Source organism: Niveispirillum irakense DSM 11586, assembly GCF_000429645.1.
In the GTDB taxonomy this organism is placed as follows: domain Bacteria; phylum Pseudomonadota; class Alphaproteobacteria; order Azospirillales; family Azospirillaceae; genus Niveispirillum; species Niveispirillum irakense.
This window is the reverse complement of record NZ_AUCG01000023.1, coordinates 107,987-123,109: the sequence shown is the minus strand read 5'-3', so window position 1 is coordinate 123,109 and position 15,123 is coordinate 107,987. Positions and strand designations below refer to the sequence as shown.

The 15,123-nt window shown below is 63.3% G+C and carries 13 protein-coding genes; 5 read left to right on the top strand and 8 right to left on the bottom strand.

Annotation, left to right across the window (positions count from 1 at the left end; translation table 11 throughout):
- The first annotated feature begins 23 nt into the window (after positions 1-23).
- From G473_RS0112860 to G473_RS0112850, 3 genes are read left to right on the top strand one after another with little or no spacing between them, the layout of a single operon-like run.
- Positions 24-317 (top strand): UxaA family hydrolase, encoded by a 294-nt coding sequence (locus G473_RS0112860; protein WP_035707108.1) that lies wholly within the window; start codon positions 24-26, stop codon positions 315-317.
- Positions 318-322: 5 nt separating this feature from the next.
- On the top strand, positions 323-1,525 hold the full coding sequence (locus G473_RS0112855; RefSeq protein WP_029013434.1) for a UxaA family hydrolase: 1,203 nt from the start codon (positions 323-325) through the stop codon (positions 1,523-1,525).
- Positions 1,526-1,545: 20 nt separating this feature from the next.
- Positions 1,546-2,283 (top strand): SDR family oxidoreductase, encoded by a 738-nt coding sequence (locus G473_RS0112850; protein WP_029013433.1) that lies wholly within the window; start codon positions 1,546-1,548, stop codon positions 2,281-2,283.
- A 51-nt stretch (positions 2,284-2,334) separates the two neighbouring features.
- Here G473_RS0112850 and G473_RS30865 read toward each other — a convergent pair whose 3' ends face one another.
- Positions 2,335-5,718 (bottom strand): DUF4450 domain-containing protein, encoded by a 3,384-nt coding sequence (locus G473_RS30865; RefSeq protein ID WP_035707106.1) that lies wholly within the window; start codon positions 5,716-5,718, stop codon positions 2,335-2,337.
- A 634-nt stretch (positions 5,719-6,352) separates the two neighbouring features.
- Between G473_RS30865 and G473_RS0112840 the strand changes: the two genes are divergently transcribed.
- Together G473_RS0112840 and G473_RS0112835 are read left to right on the top strand one after the other, a co-directional pair.
- Positions 6,353-7,354, top strand: coding sequence for a phosphoglycerate dehydrogenase (locus G473_RS0112840; protein WP_035707104.1), 1,002 nt, complete (start codon positions 6,353-6,355; stop codon positions 7,352-7,354).
- 114 nt (positions 7,355-7,468) lie between these two features.
- Complete coding sequence (locus G473_RS0112835) at positions 7,469-8,230, top strand: GntR family transcriptional regulator (protein ID WP_051330237.1); 762 nt, start codon at positions 7,469-7,471, stop codon at positions 8,228-8,230.
- A gap of 79 nt (positions 8,231-8,309) precedes the next feature.
- Here the strand turns inward: G473_RS0112835 and G473_RS29305 are convergent, their stop codons facing one another.
- From G473_RS29305 to G473_RS0112800, 7 genes are all read right to left on the bottom strand, one after another.
- Complete coding sequence (locus G473_RS29305; RefSeq protein ID WP_051330236.1) at positions 8,310-9,107, bottom strand: MipA/OmpV family protein; 798 nt, start codon at positions 9,105-9,107, stop codon at positions 8,310-8,312.
- A gap of 192 nt (positions 9,108-9,299) precedes the next feature.
- Complete coding sequence (locus tag G473_RS0112825; protein ID WP_029013429.1) at positions 9,300-9,608, bottom strand: DUF4387 domain-containing protein; 309 nt, start codon at positions 9,606-9,608, stop codon at positions 9,300-9,302.
- Positions 9,608-10,993, bottom strand: a complete 1,386-nt coding sequence (locus tag G473_RS0112820; protein ID WP_035707102.1) for an acyclic terpene utilization AtuA family protein — start codon at positions 10,991-10,993, stop codon at positions 9,608-9,610. Before G473_RS0112820 ends, G473_RS0112825 begins: the two co-directional genes overlap by 1 nt.
- Before the next feature lie 148 nt (positions 10,994-11,141).
- Positions 11,142-11,819, bottom strand: a complete 678-nt coding sequence (locus G473_RS0112815) for a Crp/Fnr family transcriptional regulator (RefSeq protein WP_154667395.1) — start codon at positions 11,817-11,819, stop codon at positions 11,142-11,144.
- Complete coding sequence (locus G473_RS0112810) at positions 11,819-12,586, bottom strand: class II aldolase/adducin family protein (protein WP_029013426.1); 768 nt, start codon at positions 12,584-12,586, stop codon at positions 11,819-11,821. Before G473_RS0112810 ends, G473_RS0112815 begins: the two co-directional genes overlap by 1 nt.
- Positions 12,587-12,610: 24 nt before the next feature.
- A complete protein-coding gene (locus tag G473_RS0112805) occupies positions 12,611-13,654 on the bottom strand; it encodes an AbrB family transcriptional regulator (protein ID WP_029013425.1) in 1,044 nt (347 codons plus the stop codon).
- A 3-nt stretch (positions 13,655-13,657) separates the two neighbouring features.
- Entirely contained in the window at positions 13,658-14,989 is a 1,332-nt protein-coding gene (locus G473_RS0112800) for a CitMHS family transporter (RefSeq protein ID WP_029013424.1), read from the bottom strand.
- Positions 14,990-15,123 lie beyond the last annotated feature (134 nt).

Below are 15,123 nucleotides of genomic sequence, written 5' to 3'. Positions count from 1 at the left end.
TTTCCTGGGCTGGAGGTTGGGTGATGGCACCCGCGATTATTCTTCTGCATGCAGATGACAATGTTGTTGTCTGCTGCCGCACGGTGATGGCCGGTGAAGCGATCAGCGCGGACGGCGTTGATATCATCGCCGCCGAACAGGTGGCGCTGGGCCACAAGCTGGCGCGGATCGACCTGCCGGCAGGCACCAAGGTCATCAAATATGGCGCGCCCATCGGTTCCATGACCCATCCGGTCAAAGCCGGCGGTTGGGTCCATATGCACAATATGAAAAGCGATTATATCAGCGCGCATCTGCGCGATGCCGCGAAGGGGTAATATCCATGCAGGCTCTGGGTTATCTGCGCGCCGATGGCCGCAAGGGCATCCGCGACATCGTGATCGTGGCCTATCTGGTGGAATGCGCCCATCACACCGCCCGGCGTATCGTCGATCTGGCGGATGATCCACATGTGCATCTGGTGGGCTTTCCCGGCTGCTACCCCAATGATTATGCCAAGCGCATGATGAAGGCGCTGGTCGCCCACCCCAATGTCGGCGGCGTGGTGCTGTTGTCGCTGGGCTGTGAGAGTTTCGACCGCGAAGGGCTGGCCGCCCATGCCGCCGCATCGGGCCGGCCGGTGGAAACCATCGTCATCCAGCAGGCCGGCGGCACCAAAGCCGCGATTGCAAAAGGGCTGGAAGCCGTCACCCGCGTCCGGGCGCAGATGGCAGACAAGGAAGTGCGCGTTCCCCTGGCATTGAGCGATCTGGTAATCGGCACGATCTGCGGCGGGTCGGACGGGACCAGCGGCATCACCGCCAACCCGGCGGTGGGCCGTGCCTTCGACCGGCTTGTGGATGCCGGCGCCACCTGCATCTTTGAAGAGACGGGGGAGATGATTGGCTGCGAAGGGCCAATGGCGGTGCGGGCATCCACCCCCGCCGTGGCCGACGCCATCACCGCCTCCATCGCCAAGGCGGAGACCTATTATCGCGCCATGGGCTATGGCAGCTTCGCTCCCGGCAATGCCGAAGGCGGCCTGTCCTCACAGGAGGAGAAATCCGCTGGCGCCTATGTGAAATCCGGCAGCCGGCCCATTGTCGGCGTCATCAAACCGGCAGAACAGCCGACCGCGCCGGGGCTTTACCTGCTGGATGTGGTGCCGGACGGGCCGCCCAAATTCGGCTTCCCCAATATTTCCGACAATGCGGAAATTGTGGAGATGATGGCCTGTGGCGCGCATCTGACCCTGTTCACCACCGGTCGCGGCTCCGTCGTCGGCTCCGCCATTGCGCCCGTCATCAAGGTCACCGGCAATCCGGAGACCTGGCGGCGGATGGGGGAGGATATGGACGTGAATGCCGGTGCCATCCTGGAAGGAAGCGCCACGCTGGACAGTGTGGGCGCCGAGATCGTGGCCCTGGTGGAAGCCGTGGCCGGCGGGGCGGAAACCAAGTCCGAAGCGCTGGGCCACCGTGAATTCATCCTGACCTATAAGAGTTTTGAGCCTTCCGGCCCCGGCTGCATGCCGCGTGTCGCCTGACGGGCAAGGGGATATCGATCATGGAAAAAGCCGGAAGACTGGCGGGAAAGACCGCCCTGATCACCGCCGCCGGCCAAGGCATTGGCCGCGCCACGGCGGAACTGTTCGCAGCCGAAGGGGCCCTTGTCTGGGCGACCGACATTAATGACGCGGCCCTGGCCGGGCTGGAAGGCTGCCAGACGCGGCGCCTGGACGTGCGCGACCCGGACGATATCAAGGCGACCGTCGCGGCCATCGGGCAGGTGGACATCCTGTTCAACTGCGCCGGCATCGTCCATGGCGGCACCATTCTGGACTGTAGCGAGGATGATTGGGCACTGGCCTTTGATCTGAATGTGACGGCGCAATATCGCCTGATCCGCGCCGTGCTGCCGGGCATGCTGGCCGCCAAGGGAGGGTCCATCATCAACATGTCCTCGGTCGCCAGTTCCATCAAAGGGGTGGCCAACCGCTTCGCCTATGGTGCATCCAAGGCGGCGGTGCTGGGGCTGACGCGGGCGGTCGCTGCGGATTTTGTCGCCGCCGGCATCCGCTGTAACGCCATCTGCCCCGGCACTGTGGACACCCCTTCCCTCCATGACAGGTTGCGCGCCACCGGCGATTATGATGCTGCCTGGGCCGCCTTCACCGCCCGCCAGCCCATGGGCCGGATCGGCAACCCGAAGGAAATCGCGGCCCTGGCGCTCTATCTGGCGTCGGATGAAAGCGCCTTCACCTCCGGTCAGGCCCATGTGATTGACGGCGGCTGGACGATCTGAGGGGGCGGCCTGCGGGGAGGGACGGCAGAAGCTCACCCTCCCCTTTTTCATTCAGGGCCGTTCCAGCGTTGCCGCCATCAGGCCAACCACCACCTCATTGGCAAGGGCGTGGATTGTCAGGGAGTGAAGCTCCCGTTCCGGGTCCAGTTCCAGGGCAAGCGCCGTCGCCGCCCCGCCAGCAACCGACCCGCCACGCCCCTTAAAAGCTTGCTCGTCCAGCAAGCGCACCACCCCCGTCTTCAGGTCGATGCGCGGCGGCAGCGGGCCAGGGCGGCGGAACTGGTAATCATCAATGAAATAATCCTGTTCAATCGGCCACCAATTATCCGGATTGCGCAAAGGCAGGCGTGCCGTGCCGCCGTCCTTGTAGGTAACAAGCACGGCGCCATTGTCGATCCGGCTTTGCATATGGTTGGTGGAGCCGGCCATCAGCAGATAAAGCACCTTTGCCTTGCCTTTCAGCGGCAGGGTTGCGGTGCGGGGATAATTGTCCCACTGGCTGGTGAACAGGATATTGTCCGCCGCGGCCTGGGACGGGGTGCGGAACGGCACGCCATTGGGCATTGCCAAGCGTCCGCCAGCCGTACCGGCGCGCTTGCGCAGACCACTATCATCAATGTCCGCCATGGCATGGACATGCCCAGCCCAGGCGCCAATCCCCTGCGACGGGATGGCCAGCGTGACATGGGGGGCGCGTGGGCTTTGATATTTACCCGCCTGGAAAATGGCGGTGACCTTGTCATTAAACTGCCCAGACAGGTCCAGCGTGTCGAAACGGGCATGATCACGGGGTGCCCGCCAATCAAAACCGGGCAAGGCCGGATCATTCGTCTCAACCGGTGCCGGGGGCACAAACCAGCCCATCTGCCCCTGCTGATGCCAGACGAAATCAGCCCCGGGCGCCGGTTTCTCCAGTTCCTGACCGTCCCAGGTGATGACCAGATCAACCGCCTTTCCGCTTGCGACCGTGATTTCCACCAGGGGGCGGCCAACGGCATCGACCACGGGCTGCCACGCCACCGGGCTGCCATTGGCCGTCACGCCGGCAATACGGTCACGGTGGGCGGGCAGGCGCAAGGTCACAGTATGGAAACGGTCACCCGGCTGGTCCAGCCGCCAGCGCTCCACCATGCCATCCCTCTGGAACGACAGGCCGATCTGTGGATGTTTCAGGCTGGCATGGTCCCACTCCGCCGGCAATCCCGGCTCCACCCGCAACAGCCCCGCCAGCGCATCGGGGCGGATGCCGAACAGGCCTTCCACCAGCGTGCGGGCCATCACGCCGCTGCCATCAGCGAAATCGCGCTGGGATTCCCGGCGATAGACATCCAGATAATTCAGCGTGCCGATATTGCCGGGCGTGATGCCCATATAAAGGCTGGCCAGGATGGCACTGCGGCTGAGCGCGAATGCCTCCTCCGCGCGCCCGGCCTGCCACAAAGCCAGGGCCGTGTGGAGGTTCTCCCCCATCACGACATTATTGACCGACCAGACATAGGGCATCCAGTTGGTGGTGGCGAAGACGCGGTGGTCGCCGTCCGGCACCCCTGGTCCCGTCACGGGCAGCGACGGATGCCCGGTCAGCACCGCATCGGCCATCCGCCATGCCTCCTGCCGCGATGGCAGGCCCGCATCCATCGTGTGGTAGAAGCTCCACAAGCCTGCGCTGGGATGCACCATCTGATGGCCCAGCAGATCCTTGAACTCAGCAAAGGCGCCCAAGGAAGGCTGCCAGAGATGGCGGCGCATGCCGGCGGCAATCGCCGCTGCTTCCGCCTCATAAGGGGCAGGATCATGGCCCAGCAAACGGGCCAGACGGGCCGCCATGCGGTTATGGTCGTAATTATAGGCGGAGCTATAGGCCACCCCACCGCCATGATACTGCAAATCGTCGCTGGCCCAGATGGCGGCATAGGCATCGTAAAGCGGCTTTCCATCCGGGCCGAAGGTGCGGCGGAACAGACGCCGTTCCCAAGCCAGATGCCGCTCAATGGTCGGCCACAGACGCCGCGCCATGTCGAGATCGCCGGTCCAGAGCAGATGCCGCATCAGGGCATCGATATAGACCAGATTCATATCATAATGGGCATTGGCGATATCGCCGTTGGAATGCAGCCCCGCCTCACTGCGGGCAAGGTTGCTGTCGGCATCGGCCGGGGGGATATGCGCCGGGATCGGATCGGTATTCTGCCGGCCCGCCCAATAATCCAGATGCGCCCGCGCGCGCTCGTGCCAACCCAGCGCATCCAGCGCATAGGCACCGCGCCAGCCCAGCAGCTTGGCCCGCCAGGCGATGGCCCCATGCATCACCGCCTGCTCGGCCTCGTCCCACACGGCATCGGCGGCAATGTTCAAAGCACCGGCGGCCGCATTGATCCAGGGATCGGGCGTGTCGATCACCAACTGCCGGCGCAGGGCCTGGAAGTGTCTCACCGCCGCCTCATACCGCGCCGGCACGGCATCCGGGGTAAAGCGCGGCGGCAAGGATACGGGCTTCACGCTTCGATCCAGCCCCTTGCGGTCGGCCGTGACGGCAACATAATCCGACAATTCCTGTGCGCCGCCGCGATCCAGCCTTTGCCATGACAGATGGACCGGCTGCTTGTTACCCAAGGGCACCTGCCCGACAACCAGGGGCCGGGCCGGCATCTGGCCCTGTTCCCCGGCCGTCTTCTGCAACAGGCGGTCCAGATCATTCCAGTCAGACGCATCGGCCAGATGCTGGCGGGCCGCAGCCGGGACGGTCCCGGCAATGCGGCCGGCGGGAGAGGTCAGGATAAAGCCTTGATCATCCAGATCAATCTGGTTGCCCTGGGCAAAATCAGGCTGAAGCTGGAACCATTGGCTGATAGGTACCGTCTCCGTACCGATATCGCCATCGCGCTTGCCCCGCTGACCATTGACCCCGCCATAGGCCCATATCAGCGCCGTGCCTGTCGGCAATCCACTACCTTCCAGCTTCAGCGCCAGCCCTTCCGTCTCCGCATAGGCAAGGACGGACAGGCGCAATTCCGCGCCCGGCCCCAATAGCGGATCAGCAATGGTGTAATGCAGTTCCCCCGGTCGGTAACGGGCGGTGATCCGGGATGCGGCATGCAGCCATCGGGTGCCCGCCGGGGTGGCGATGGCAAGGCGCAGATTGCCGCCACGCCCCGGCAGATACAGCACAAATTCCGGCCGGTCGCCGCCATCGACACGGAACGCCGTGTTGCCGCCATAGAGCGGACGGTTGAAAAATTCCGTCCCATTTTCGATCACAAAATCGCCGCCATCCGGACGGTAGCGCAATGGCCGTTCCATCGCGCCTTCCAGGTTAGCCCGGGTACCACCGGTAGCGGACAGGCCGGAGGGCGGCGCCGCGAAACCGGATGTAACGACAAGGGCAGTGATGGCGCTGGCAGTCAGCAGCAGGGACGGCAGGCGATGGCGATACATGGGATCTCCGCTCCGGCATGGATCACGGGGGCGTGCACCGGCAGGCCGGACGACACCCGCTTTTAAAAAGACAAAGGACCCCGGATACCCTTGTCATTGCGGCAAGAGCGTCCGGGGCCAGTGTCACCGCCCCCGTTCCACCTGATGGGAACGGGGGTATGCAAGGGAGGGGCCCTTACATCTTGCAAGACAGGCCTTGGGCAGCATGTGGCGATAACGGACATGCACAGCGCAGCGCCAGGGGAACCTGTCAATGAGAAGGCTGTTAGTCGAGCGATCCGGGCCGGCGTGGGCGATCAGCAGCCGGTATTCCGCCAGATTGCGCGCGGGCATGGCGCTTACACATCCCGAACCTCTCCCTAAATCGATTATTTTATTTCTGCAATGGACTGAAACGTTCCCATTATATGGAATAACGTTTCATTTGATACAGCGTACCTGCAAGGAGCCTAAAAATCCACGGCTGATTTTCATTTCATATATAAAAATATTCATCCGATGCCCTGTTACACTGAACAACTGTGGTCGCAACAGGAACCCCGGTTTCCCACCAAATTTGAATTCAGTTGTCATTTATTTGGATGCAATTATTATAACACCAACATCCCCTTCCGGAATTGGTGAGCCCTGCCCCATGTCCTTGCCGTCCAATCGCAAGATCGTCGTCACCCAACGCTTTTTCGATGACCGGTCGCTGGCCTATCTCCGCGCCCATGGCTTTGCGGTGGAACTGGCCCCGCCGCCGCCCGGCAAGGGCGATGGGGATCTGGATATGGATATGCTGCGCCGGATGCTGGAAGGGGCCTCCGGCTGGATCGTCGGCCATGCCCGCGTGACGCGGCCATTGCTGGAAGCACTGCCCGACCTGAAGGTGATCGCCCGACGCGGCGTGGGATATGACCGCGTGGATATCGCAGCGGCGCGGGATCTGGGCCGCGTTGTCACCATTGCCGCCGGCGGCAATGATGCGTCGGTGGCCGATCACACGGTCGGCCTGATGATCGCGGTCGGTCGCCGCTTTCGGGAATCCCAGGCAAACATGCTTCAGGGTGATTGGTCGATCCTCAGCGGCAATGACCTGTGCGAAAAGACGGTGGGTCTGGTCGGACTGGGCCGGATCGGCAAAAATGTGGTGCGGCGCCTGTCGGGTTTCGACACCAAAATCCTGGTCCATACCCGCAACCCCAATCCGGCGGATGCCGACCTGCAGGGCGTGGAGTTCATCGACCTGCCGGAACTGCTGCGTCGCAGCGACTATGTCAGCCTGCACGCCCCCCTGACACCGCAAACACGCTTCCTGATCAATGCGGCGGCGCTGGGTGCGATGAAGAAAGGCGCCATCCTGATCAACACGGCGCGCGGCGGGCTGGTCGATGATGCGGCACTGCTGGAAGCCCTGCGCACTGGCCATCTGGGGGGTGCTGGCCTGGATGTCTTCGTCAGTGAAGATGACCCGGCCTATAAACCCGTCACCGACGCGCTGCTGGCCTTGCCCAACGTCGTTGCCACCCCGCATGCCGCCGCATCGTCCCATGAAGGGTTGGCGCGGACCAATCTGGTCGCCGCCCGTTCCATCGTCGCCGTGTTGAACGGGGAGACACCGCCACCGGGCACCATTGTCGCAGACGGTCGCTAATCCGGGGCTGGGGGGCCTTTCAGGTTGCGCGATCCCGACACGATTGCTTTAAAAGAAGAAAGGTGCGGCCCGCAGCAAACGGGCGCAGAGGGGGATGTGGCAAACGTGACGAACATGGCGACGATGGACGAGCCGGAGCAGGAAGATACCCTGGCCGATCCGCAGCAGACCGAACCGGCCACCCATTCCGTCCTGATGCGCCTGCGCGAAATGATCGTGACCGGCAAGATTGCGCCGGACAGCAAGCTGCGCGCCGAGGCGCTGGCCACCTTGCTGGATGTATCGCGCACCCCGATCCGCAGCGCCCTGGCCGTGCTGTCCGCCGAAGGGCTTGTGAAATACAGCGTCAATCGCGGCTATACGGTGCGGGCCGTGACCATTGGTGATGTGTTCGACAGTATCGAGGTGCGCGCCACCCTGGAAGGCATGGCCGCCCGCGCCGCCGTGGAACTGGGGTGGGAGCCCGATGCGCTACGGCGTTCTACCGATTTGGTGGCGCAGGCCCGCGCTATTCTTGACCGTGGCGAATGGTCAGAACAGATCGAATATGAATGGTACGAATTGAACCGGCAGTTCCATCGTTCGATCATGGTCGCCTCGCGCAACGAAGTCCTGCGCAATGCCGTCCGCATGACGCTGATCTATCCCATCCTCGGCGATGCGGCGCGCCTGTGTCCCAGCCTGGCGGCCTGCATCTCCCCGCGCAACCGGCAGCTTGGTGCGGCACCACCGTCACATATCCTGGAATCCCAGGCAGAACACGAGGCGCTGCTCGACGCTTTCCGCCGAGAGGATGGCGAGGCGGCGCGGCGTCTGATGGCGGACCATGTCCTGGCCACCAAGCGCCGCCTGCATGCCATCGTCATCCCCCGCTGAGGCACCGCAAAGGGCAGCATCACCGCCGGCAGGAACCGGCGGTGGTGCCCATGTTACGGATGTTAGATGGTTTGCCCCATCAGAACCGGTAGCCGATGGCGACAGCGCCGGAGAACTGGCTGGCGCTGCCCTCCAGATCCACGACCGGGCTATCCTTGAAATTCCCCATTAATTGTTTGTAATTGCCCAATAGCTGCACGCTCCAGTTCTCGCTCAGGTCATAGCCCAGTTTGGCGCTGATACCGACATCGCGCACCCCACCGCCAAGACTGTAGGCGGGCAGACCGCTGGCGGTCGCAGCAGAAGGGCTGATGCCGAAATAGGTTTGCGCATATTTATCATCAACATAGGTCAGGCGCACACTGGTCCCCACCGACCAGCGGTCCCCCAGCTTGCGCCCATAGGTCAGGCCGACGGAGCCGATGGAGCCATCATGGGTGTTGGACGTGTCCATCAGATAGGTGGCATCCAGGGTCAATGCGTCCCGCCCACTGAAGATCCCCTGCCAGCCGTAGCTGATAAAGCCACCGGCTTCGAAAGCATCATCAATTTCCGGCAACAGGGCCACACGGTCGCTTTTGACCTTGTGGTCGCGGGCATTGGAAAAATCCATCATCGGTCCCAGTGCCAGTTGGGGGGTCAGTTCCACGCCAAGCCTGACCTCCAAGCCCTGGGCTTCCAGGAAATAGCGGTCATAGGCAAGATGTCCGGCGACATAGGGGGTCAGTTCCATATCGTCGGAGCCGAGATAATCGGGCCGGGCGCCGACACCGGCAACCAGTTCACCCGACCATTGGCGCGCCGGTGCTTCGTCGGCGAGCACCGGGGTGCCGACCGCGCATGCGGCCAGCAGGAAAGGGAGGCGGAAGCCTCGCATGATCAATTCTCCTCGTGAAAGAAGGACGCTGTCCCTCCCGGGGACGGGTGACGCTGGCGATCTTGTCGTCGCGCTCAAGCCACCCTTATTGATTGCTCACCTATTCGGGCCGAACGGCCCCGAGGCTCCCTTTAACGGGTGGGCGGCTGAAAGAGGCTGCTGGTCCCCCCGCCGACCCGGAACTTGAAAAACTTATGTCAGCTCCACATCCAGCAACCGCACGAATTGCTGGCCGCAATGCATGTCGCGTTCAACGACGCCGCCTTGCGGGCTGATGCGGGCATGGGAGATTTTCACCATATTCAGGCTGGGCACCGGGTAATGGCGCACCAGGGCCGGATCGGCGCCATAAAGGCGCTGGAACGTGTCCGGTCCCAGGGCAGGATGGTCATGGTAATCGCGGAACTTTTCCGGCCCGTCGAAAAACAGATCAAAGGTGACCCAGTAGGGGCCGGCATTCTTCGACCGGACATGACGGCAGACATCCTTGAGCTTGACCATCACGCCACCTCCCCTTGGGCCATGTCGATCCAGACGGTACGCACCAGTTCCATCGGGTCTTCCAGTTCCACCACATGGTTCAGCAGGAACTCGTAGACCGGGCCCCGATCAATGTCGGCCGGGCTGAAGGCGAAGCCATAGCTGGGCAGTTCCTCGTCCATCAGCACGGGGAAATGGAAGAAATAGGGGTTGCAGGCCTTGGCGATCTGCGACGCCATCTCCTGGCTGTCGGCAGTGGCGACGAACAGCACCCCGATCTCCCGCGGGGCCGGCGTGCCAGGCGGAGGGCGGTCACCGGAAACGGCGTTCCAGCCATACATGCGCAGCGAGATATGGAAATCACCAGCCGCGGGACCGATGGTCTTATGGACCCGGTCATAAAGCGCCGCCAGCATCCGGTCGTGGAACGCATCCACATCGCCCAGGACATGCGGGTCCTGGATGCCGATCAGCATGATGGTCTGGAACCGGCGGCTGCCCGCCCCTTCCAGCTTCATCGTATAAGACTGATGCTTCCAGACGGAACCGGCGACCGCCACCCGGCGGGCATCAAGCTGGGTATAGACCGCATCGGTCACATCCAGCACGCCGCCCGGCTCTGTCAGCAGAAAGGGATTGCTGTTCTCATACAGCATATGGGCGGAGACACTCTCCGGGCTGCAGCGGTTTTCGATGGATAGGGGTTCCACCTCAAACCCATCCGCGCCGATGCTGATCAGAACGCCAGCGCTGGCCGCGGGGGAGACGGTGCATTGCCCGCCGCATTCCGCGATCTTCGCCGCATGCCAGGAGGCACCAACCGACGCCCCTTTCAGCAGGGCAAAGCTGGCCAGCACCGCCGTGTCAGTGGTACGCCCGCCCAGGATGATATCTGCACCCGAGGCCAGGGCCGCAATATAGGGTTCCGGCCCCATCACGGCAACGATATGGTCGCAGGCATCGATGGTCGCATCGTCAAGCGCGCCCAGCGGCGGCAGCGGGCGGACCTTTCCGGCCCCGTTATACCGCTTCAACGTCTCCTTCTCCTGCTCACAATAGAGCAGGGCGATTTTCGGCCGCAGGCCCAGTTCCTTGGCAACCTCCACCGCGATATCCCGGGTCCAGTCGACATTACGGTCACCACCGGCCTGACCGCTGGTGCCGACAATCAGCGGGATACCCGCATCTGCCGCCGCCCGCATCAGGATGGTCAGGTCGCGCTTCACGGAACCGCGATTATTCTTGGAGATGCCCAGCGCCAGATAGGCCGCGCCACTATCGGTGGACCCGGCATCGGTGGCGATGGCATGCGCGCCCCGGGCGATGCCGTAGCGCACCTCGTCTTCACGCGCACCAGCGCCCAGCGACCCGGTGGGGACCAGGATTTTGATCGGACCGTCCATCATGCTCAATCCAGGTGATTGGGGGGCCTTCATCAAGGCCGTGGAAGGGAGAGTGATTTATTGAATTCATTGAGTCAAGGTTTTGGATGCAAAATTTGACTCAGGCCGCAATTTCCCCGACCGACAGCCAAAAGGCAGAGCGGCGGGAGGATCAGGTGAGGGAGGAAAGCCCCTCCAGATTCAGGATTTCGATCCGTCCATGAATGGTGCGGATCAGGCCCGTCTGTTCTGCACTCTCCAGCAGCCGGCTGAGGCTGCGGCGCGGCATGCCGATCCGGCAGGCAAGATCTTCGCGGTTGATCCGCACAAACCGCCGGCAGGGGGCCTCCCCCGCCATGGTCAGCAGGATATGGGCCAGCCGTGCCGGCGGGCTGCGCAGCAACATCAGCCCGATATGATCAATCGTGGCGCGATGCTGCTGGCAGGCCAGCAGCGCGATATGCCGGTAAAGCGCCGGGTTTGCCTGCGCCATGGCGTGGATATCAGCCAGGGGAATATGCAGCACCAGGGACCGGCCGGCGGCAATGGCATCATGCGGGCGGGGGCCGCCATCCAGGATGGACAATTCACCAAACCACCGGCCCGCCCGCGCAACGAGATTGACCAGTTGCCGACCGGTTTCAGGGTATGACACCAGACGAACCTCACCGGACAGAACCCGATAAAGCCCGCCGGGCGGATCGCCGATCCGGTAGGCATGCTCACCATCCGCCAGTTTCTGCTGGCGGGCGGCAGCGGCCAGCCATCCCCGGCAGGCCGGCGGCAAGCCGGCAAACCAGGGGTCGGCTTCCAGAAGGGGGACCACACCCAGCATCGGCCGCGCGGCCATCAGCACCGGAAGCCCGGATTGATACGGTCCAGCCGCCGCAGCAGCGCGGGCCAGGCCAGCCTTTCCGCCGCCATATCGGCCATGGGGCCGGACGATTGCTGGCGGACCTTGTCGGCAACGCCGGGAGACGGCGGATGCAGATTGTCGCGTCCGGCGGCCAGCATATGCACCTGCGCCTCACACGCCCGTTCCATGAAATAGATGCGCAGGAAAGCGATGGCGATGGAGGAACCGACAGCCAGCGTCCCGTGATTGCGCAGCAGCATCAGGTTCCGGTTGCCCAGATCAGCGACCAGCCGCTCGCGCTCCTCCAGATCGGTGGCGATGCCTTCATATTCATGGAAGGCGATATCATGATGGGCAATCATCGCCGTCTGGGTATAGGGCAGCAGCCCGTCGCGCATCGCCGACACCGCCTGACCATGGGGCGTGTGCAGATGGATCACTGCCTGCGCATCGTCGCGCGCCATATGGATGGCGGAATGGATGGTGAAGCCGGCCGGGTTCACCATATGCGGCGTGGGATCGACCGCCCTGCCCTCCACATCAATCTTCACCAGGGAAGAGGCGGTGATCTCCTCAAACATCAGGTTATAGGGGTTGATCAGAAAATGATGTTCCGGGCCGGGAATGCGCACCGACAGATGGGTGAAAATCAGATCATCCCAGCCGTAAAGGGCCACTAGGCGGAAAGCCGCCGCCAGATCGACCCGCAGCCGCCATTCCTCAGCGGACATTCCGTCCGGTATTTTTTCAACATTGGACATGGTCTTCCTCCCTCTTTTTGATGGTCACGTGACCTGACGGGCGACATAGGTCGCCAGCGCCGGCCCGCACAGCAGCACCAGCAGAACACGCAGCACCTGGGCCGACAGGATGAAGGGCAGATCAACCGGCACCGTGGCGCCGATGATCAGGATGGCATCAATACCGCCCGGCGTCGTCGCCAGATAACCGGTCAACCAATCGACATCGCAAAGCAGACTGACCAGCGCCCCCAGCCCGGCACACAGGCCGATCAGAAGCAGACAGGCCGCCAGGATGCGCGGCAAGGCGCGGGCACAGTCGGCCAGGGTCGACCGCGTGAAGCTGAGCCCGATATTCCAACCGATGAAGCCATAGGCCGCCGCCGCCAGCAGGGGCGGCACCGATGGCCGTGTCAGCCCGGCCGCGATCAGGGCGGCACCGGCCAGACCCGGCACCAGAAAGGCACCAGCCGGAAAGCGGAACAGACGGGCCACCACCACGCCCAACGCCGCCAGCCCCATGGTTTCCAGCAGCCCCGGCATCTGCAGGGGCGGAAACCAACTTGCCATCGGGGGTGTGGGGACGGGACCCGTCAACATATGGGCAAGCGCGATGGCCGAGCCGGTCACCATTAATATCCGCAGATACTGGATGACGGCGACCATACGTCCATCCCCGCCCTGCTCCTGCGCGAGTGCCACCATGCCAGCCGCACCGCCAGGGGACAGGCCCCAGATGGCGGTCGCGCCGGAGAACCAGCCCAGCCGGGCCAGAACCCAGCCCAGGCCGGCACTGGCCAGCAATGTGGCGCCGCCAATCGCCAGCAATACCGGCAATTGGGCCAGCATGGCCGGTCCCACCGCACTGCCCAGCGCCACGGCCACCAGACAGCCGACCATGGTGTAGCTGCAAAGCAGGGCGATCTTCGGCGGTCGGATGGCAAATCCGGCCAGCCCGCAGGCGATCCCCACCAGCAGAGGCCCCAGCAGCAGCGCCGCCGGCACGCCCACCAATTTCAAGCCGGGAACCATGACAGCAGTGGCAAGCACCAGGATCAGCCACTGCCCCCCTTTCACCAGCGCCGACAAGGCTCACCCCGCCTGCAGGGGGAAGGCGCCGGTCGCCAAGGCCATCACCAGCACCACCAGGGAGATCAGCACCGCCCATTTCAGGGCGAAGCGCTGCGCATCGGCAACATCGACACCCAGCAGGCCGCAAGCGAGGTAAATCGGTGCCAGCAGCGGGCTTAATGTATGAACCGGCTGGCCGATGAGGGAGGCGCGGGCGATGGCCTCCGCATCGATGCCATAGCCAGCAGCCGCACTGGCAATGACCGGAACGACACCGAAATAATAAGCATCATTCGACATCACGAAGGTCAGCGGCATGCTGGCAAGGGCCGTGATCGGCGCCATATAGCTGCCGATGGCGGGCGGAATGACCGACAAGGCGGCATTGGCCATGGCATCGACCATACCGGTGCCATTCAGGATACCGGTGAAGGCGCCAGCCGCGAAGATCAGCACAACAATATTGACCACATTGTCGGCATGCGCGGAAATCCGTGCCTTCTGGTCCCGCAGTTTCGGGTAATTGACGGTGGCGGCGATGGCGAAGGCCCCCATCATCATCACCGGCAGCGGCGCCAGCCCGAACACCATCCCCAGCACCAGCCCCAGGGTCAGTGCCAGGTTGAACCAGAACAGGCGGGGCCGGCGGATAGCAGGGTCAGCGCCCGGCAGGAAGGGCGTCGCCGGTTCCCCACTGACGCCTGTCACCATCGTACCGGTTGCCGCCAACCGTCGTTTTTCCGACCGGCCAAGGAAGTAGGCGAGCAGGAAGGTTGCGAGAAGCCCCGCCAGCATAGCCGGGACCAATGGTCCGAACACCTGCCCCACATCCACACCAATCGCCGCAGCGGCACGCGCAGACGGGCCGCCCCACGGAACGTAATTCATCAGCGAATTGCACAGGCCCAGCAATGTCGCCAGGATCAGCGGGTTCATCCCGACGCGGCGATAAACCGGCAGGAAGGCGGTGATGATGATCAGCGCCGTCGTCGTGCCATCCCCATCCAGGGAAACGATGGTGGTCAGGATGGCCGTGCCCAGCGCAATGCGGACAGGATCATTGCCAACAGCCTTCAGCACCGTTCGCACCAGCGGATCAAAAAGACCCGCATCCATCATGATGGCGAAATAGAGCACGGCAAAGGTCAGCATCAGGGCTGTGGGGGCCACCTGAATGACACCCTCCAGGATCATCTGACCAAGACCGGTGCCAGCCCCGGCCAGCAGACCGAACAGGATGGGAACCGCCAGCAGGGCGGTGATCGCCGACATCCGCTTGGTCATGATCAGCACCATGAAGGTGACGATCATCAAGGTTCCCAGCAGCGCCGGCGAAAGCAATGTATCGATCAACTTGTCGTCTCCCCCGCAGCCACGGTGATCCGGGCAGGTATATTGTCCGATACCGGAAGGCATCGCCGCCACAGAACCGTTCGCATGTGTGAAAGCCTTGCCCGCGATCCGCAGGCGCCGAACGATGGCCATAC

What these genes read in the sequence shown, in the direction of transcription:
- G473_RS0112860 (WP_035707108.1), top strand. Translation starts at nt 24, where the DNA reads ATGGCACCCGCGATTATTCTTCTGCATGCAGATGACAATGTTGTTGTC.
- G473_RS0112855 (WP_029013434.1), top strand. Translation starts at nt 323, where the DNA reads ATGCAGGCTCTGGGTTATCTGCGCGCCGATGGCCGCAAGGGCATCCGC.
- G473_RS0112850 (WP_029013433.1), top strand. Translation starts at nt 1,546, where the DNA reads ATGGAAAAAGCCGGAAGACTGGCGGGAAAGACCGCCCTGATCACCGCC.
- G473_RS30865 (WP_035707106.1), bottom strand. Translation starts at nt 5,718, where the DNA reads ATGTATCGCCATCGCCTGCCGTCCCTGCTGCTGACTGCCAGCGCCATC.
- G473_RS0112840 (WP_035707104.1), top strand. Translation starts at nt 6,353, where the DNA reads ATGTCCTTGCCGTCCAATCGCAAGATCGTCGTCACCCAACGCTTTTTC.
- G473_RS0112835 (WP_051330237.1), top strand. Translation starts at nt 7,469, where the DNA reads ATGGCGACGATGGACGAGCCGGAGCAGGAAGATACCCTGGCCGATCCG.
- G473_RS29305 (WP_051330236.1), bottom strand. Translation starts at nt 9,107, where the DNA reads ATGCGAGGCTTCCGCCTCCCTTTCCTGCTGGCCGCATGCGCGGTCGGC.
- G473_RS0112825 (WP_029013429.1), bottom strand. Translation starts at nt 9,608, where the DNA reads ATGGTCAAGCTCAAGGATGTCTGCCGTCATGTCCGGTCGAAGAATGCC.
- G473_RS0112820 (WP_035707102.1), bottom strand. Translation starts at nt 10,993, where the DNA reads ATGATGGACGGTCCGATCAAAATCCTGGTCCCCACCGGGTCGCTGGGC.
- G473_RS0112815 (WP_154667395.1), bottom strand. Translation starts at nt 11,819, where the DNA reads ATGGCCGCGCGGCCGATGCTGGGTGTGGTCCCCCTTCTGGAAGCCGAC.
- G473_RS0112810 (WP_029013426.1), bottom strand. Translation starts at nt 12,586, where the DNA reads ATGTCCAATGTTGAAAAAATACCGGACGGAATGTCCGCTGAGGAATGG.